4 protein-coding genes are annotated in these 3,885 nt (G+C 52.7%); 1 reads left to right on the top strand and 3 read right to left on the bottom strand.

What is annotated here, in order from left to right; translation table 11 throughout:
- Positions 1-6: 6 nt before the first annotated feature.
- On the top strand, positions 7-1,263 hold the full coding sequence (locus D6694_12695) for a hypothetical protein (protein ID RMH38139.1): 1,257 nt from the start codon (positions 7-9) through the stop codon (positions 1,261-1,263).
- Here the strand turns inward: D6694_12695 and D6694_12690 are convergent.
- The 3 genes from D6694_12690 to D6694_12680 form a co-directional block, all read right to left on the bottom strand.
- Positions 1,260-2,522 (bottom strand): malate dehydrogenase, encoded by a 1,263-nt coding sequence (locus D6694_12690; protein RMH38138.1) that lies wholly within the window; start codon positions 2,520-2,522, stop codon positions 1,260-1,262. The two genes, D6694_12695 and D6694_12690, sit on opposite strands and share 4 nt — an antisense overlap.
- 99 nt (positions 2,523-2,621) lie before the next feature.
- Positions 2,622-3,434 (bottom strand): thermonuclease family protein, encoded by an 813-nt coding sequence (locus D6694_12685; protein RMH38137.1) that lies wholly within the window; start codon positions 3,432-3,434, stop codon positions 2,622-2,624.
- Between the two features lie 9 nt (positions 3,435-3,443).
- On the bottom strand, positions 3,444-3,659 hold the full coding sequence (locus tag D6694_12680; protein ID RMH38136.1) for a 50S ribosomal protein L31: 216 nt from the start codon (positions 3,657-3,659) through the stop codon (positions 3,444-3,446).
- Between the last annotated feature and the right edge of the window lie 226 nt (positions 3,660-3,885).

Raw genomic sequence — 3,885 nt, 5'->3', positions numbered from 1 at the left:
GACGTTGTGGCGCCTGGCGATCTGGTTCAGCTTTATCGTTTTGCAGACGGCCGTCTGGTCTTGGCGCAAGTGCCGGCTGCGCAGGCGGCTTTTGTCGCCTTAGATGCGAACGATGGCGCCATCCTTGCGCTCGAGGGCGGTTTTGATTTTTACCTATCAAAGTTTAACCGCGTCACTCAGGCTCGCCGACAACCTGGTTCCAACATTAAGCCCTTCATTTATTCGGCAGCACTGGAGAAAGGATTCACGGCTGCCAGCGTCATCAATGATGCGCCGGTGACCTTTATCGATCGGGCCGATGAAACCATTTGGCGCCCCAAAAACGACTCTGGCAAATTCAAAGGCCCCACTCGACTCAGACAAGCACTGCGGCTGTCCACCAATCTGGTCTCGGTGCGTCTGCTTGAAGCCATCGGCCTTAATTACGCCATCGACTATCTTGAGCGCTTTGGTCTGCCGCGCAGCCAACTGCCTCGCGTCCGATCGCTTGCGCTCGGCACAGCCTCGCTCACCCCGCTTGAAATCGCCCGCGGCTATGCCGTTTTCGCCAATGGCGGCTATTTGGTGTCTCCCTACTTCATCGATCACATCGAAGATCGCCATGGCAACTGGTTGGCCATGAGTGAGCCCAAAATTGTGTGCCGTGGGTGCGAAAGCATCGAGAAAAATTCGCCAAATCGCCTAGCCAACGACTGGGAGGTATGTCCAAAATATCCAGTCGACCCGGCGCAATGGGCACCACAGACGGTTGATCCGCGAAATGTCTACATCATGCGCTCCATGTTAAGAGACGTGATTCGCCGTGGCACCGCTTGGCGTCAGCTCAATCGTACCCATAGCCCACTGTTGACACGTAAGGATGTTGGCGGCAAAACCGGCACCACCAATGATGCGAGGGATGCGTGGTTTTCAGGCTTTACCGGCAACATTGTCGCCACAGCTTGGGTTGGATTTGACGATGCCAGCCGTAGTTTGGGCAACAATGAATACGGCGGCAAGGCCGCACTGCCAATCTGGCAACAATTTATGGAAACTGTAACCAAACACCTTCCCGAACAAGACATTCCCTTGCCCGATGGCATTGTCTCAGTACGTATCGATCCCAAGACCGGGAAGTTGGCGCCGAGTCATCAGCAAGACGCCATCTTTGAAATTTTCCGGAAGGAACATGTGCCCACTGAATACGCCAACGACCAGCTCGAAGCGCCGCTTGAAACGCCACGTAAGGATGAAAATACCACGAACGGCACCGATATCTTTTAACCGAGCTCTGGCGGTGGCGGGTAATGTGACGGATAGGGTAAACGTGCGACACCACTTTTGACCGCCGCATAGGCCACCGCGGCTGGCACCCTCTCTCGCAAACGAGGGTCAAATGGCGTGGGGATAATATAAGCGGGGCCAAATTCAATACCCTCAAGGTGAGGATAGGCATGCTTAACGTCGTCAGGGATCGGCGCTTTCGCAAGTGAGCGGATCGCATGCACCGCAGCAATTTCCATTTCCTGATTAATTCGCCGCGCTCGGACATCCAGTGCGCCGCGGAATATGTATGGGAAGCCAAGGACATTGTTGACCTGATTCGGGTAATCAGAACGACCGGTGGCCATAATTAAGTCTTTGCGGGTTTTGTGTGCCAATTCCCATGCGATTTCAGGATCTGGGTTGGAAAGCGCAAACACCACTGGATTCGGCGCCATGGACGCCAACATCTCAGCAGAGACCAGATTGGCGCCAGACACACCCACAAACACATCTGCCCCATCAAGCGCATCCGCCAAAGTCCGTTTGTCGGTGTTGTTGGCAAAAGCAAACTTGTATGGGTTGAGATCACGGCGACCGGTATGAATCACACCTTGCCGATCCACCATGTAAACGTTTTCACGCGGCAAGCCAAGACTGACCAACAGACGCATGGCGGCAATGCCCGCCGCGCCTGCGCCAAGACATACAACGCGAATATCCTTCAGCTCTTTACCACTGATCTCAAGCGCATTAAGCAATCCTGCGGCAATGATAATCGCGGTACCATGTTGATCGTCGTGAAATACCGGGATGTCGAGCTGCTCACTCAGCGCTTCCTCGATTTCGAAACACTGGGGCGCCTTGATGTCCTCAAGATTGATGCCACCAAATGTGGGCGCGATACGTTTGACCGTTTCAATGAACGCCTGCGGCGACTCTGCGGCGACTTCGATATCAAACACATCAATATCGGCAAATTTTTTAAACAAAACCGCTTTGCCTTCCATGACTGGCTTGCCTGCCAGAGGACCGACATTGCCCAAACCCAACACGGCACTTCCATCGGTGATGACGCCCACCAAATTGCCGCGATTGGTGTAGCGATACGCATCATTTGGATCGCGAGCGATTTCCCGTACTGGCTCGGCCACCCCGGGGCTGTACGCGAGGGCCAAATCATTTTGGGTGGCGGTTGGCTTGGTGATTTCAATGGCCAACTTCCCGGGACGCGGAAACTCATGATAATCCAACGCGGCTTGTCGAGGCGTTTTCGCCATGACGATAGCTCCTTTTGCGTGGTGTGGCGGCTAAATCACGACACATATTTTATTAGGTCGCTCTATTTTACTATAGACACTTATTGAGATAAGGCCCGATCAGTGATCTTTTTCGTTGTCCAACAGCAAAATTTGCGCTGGGTGACGAATTCTCATTCGCAATTTGCCATGACTCGCATACAACCAACCGGCCGCTTCAATTCGTTTATGCAACCAGAAAGTTTCAAAATCCTCGGGAAAGCGTTTGTCGTCATGACGACGAATGCCGAGATGCACACGACCATCCAAAACCAACCAGTGATAGCGGCGTGTTTCAATGACACGTGTAATTTCGCCTCGAATCCGGATACTGCCGGTATGCTTAGCCGATACTGACGCTGCCGGTTTAGGTAAGTAATACGAATGTTGCCAAATCCCTCGTTTTTCTCGACGCGCCAACAATTCCTGCTGGCGATAGCATTGCCAGTGGTCATCATTCGGAGGAATAATCATTAATTGGGCCCAACCATGACGAAGCGACCACGCAGCAAGATTAACACCATCTTCGAAAGCAACATGAGCCAGCAACCGACCATAGCGATCTTCGGCCTCGCGCCCTGGAATTACTCGAATTCTCATGTGCTTGCCAAGGCGTTTTTTTAATTGCTCACGGGCTTCAAGCGCCACAGGTTCGCTCTTATCCAAATGCTGGTAATTAATCTCAGGTGCATCAATGCCGATGATGCGCACCCGAATGCCTGAGGCAAGCGTTACGGTATCGCCATCGTTGACCACAGCAACTTTTTCCCAGCGCCCCCCTTCCGGCAATGGGCACAGGGCGCTCGTCGCAGCATGCGAATATGCGAAATAAAGAAGAAAAAAGGCGCTCAATAGCGCCTTGGCGAAGGAAAATGTGTGATACTCTAACTTCATGACCACCAATTACTTGGTCAAGCGGCGCGCACCAAAGCGCTGGCGGAATTTGTCCACTCGGCCGCCAGAGTCCACCATTTTTTGCTTACCAGTGAAGAACGGATGACACTCAGCACAAACTTCGATACGAATGTCTCGACACAGCGTCGACCGCGTTTTGATCACATTGCCGCAACTGCACGTTGCCGTAATTTCTTTGTATTCCGGATGGATGCCCTTTTTCATGCTCTCGCTACCTCAGTTGAATCCGTATCGCTACCCGGTCCTCTGTCGCCGGGCACCATACGAAGACGCGCCACAAAAAGCGCCGGGGCGCGGATCATATCGACCTTTTCTATAGAATGCAAGGCACTGTCCAGGTTCAATACATTTGAGACACTGAGACATGAGGAACCTCATAACCAACACTTCGAATATACTCGGCAGGCGTCCTATATTTCAATGCCTGATG

The sequence above is a fragment of the Gammaproteobacteria bacterium genome, from assembly GCA_003696665.1.
Taxonomy (GTDB): Bacteria; Pseudomonadota; Gammaproteobacteria; order Enterobacterales.
Note: the sequence above shows the minus strand (reverse complement) of the source record. Positions and strands in the feature narration are given on the sequence as shown.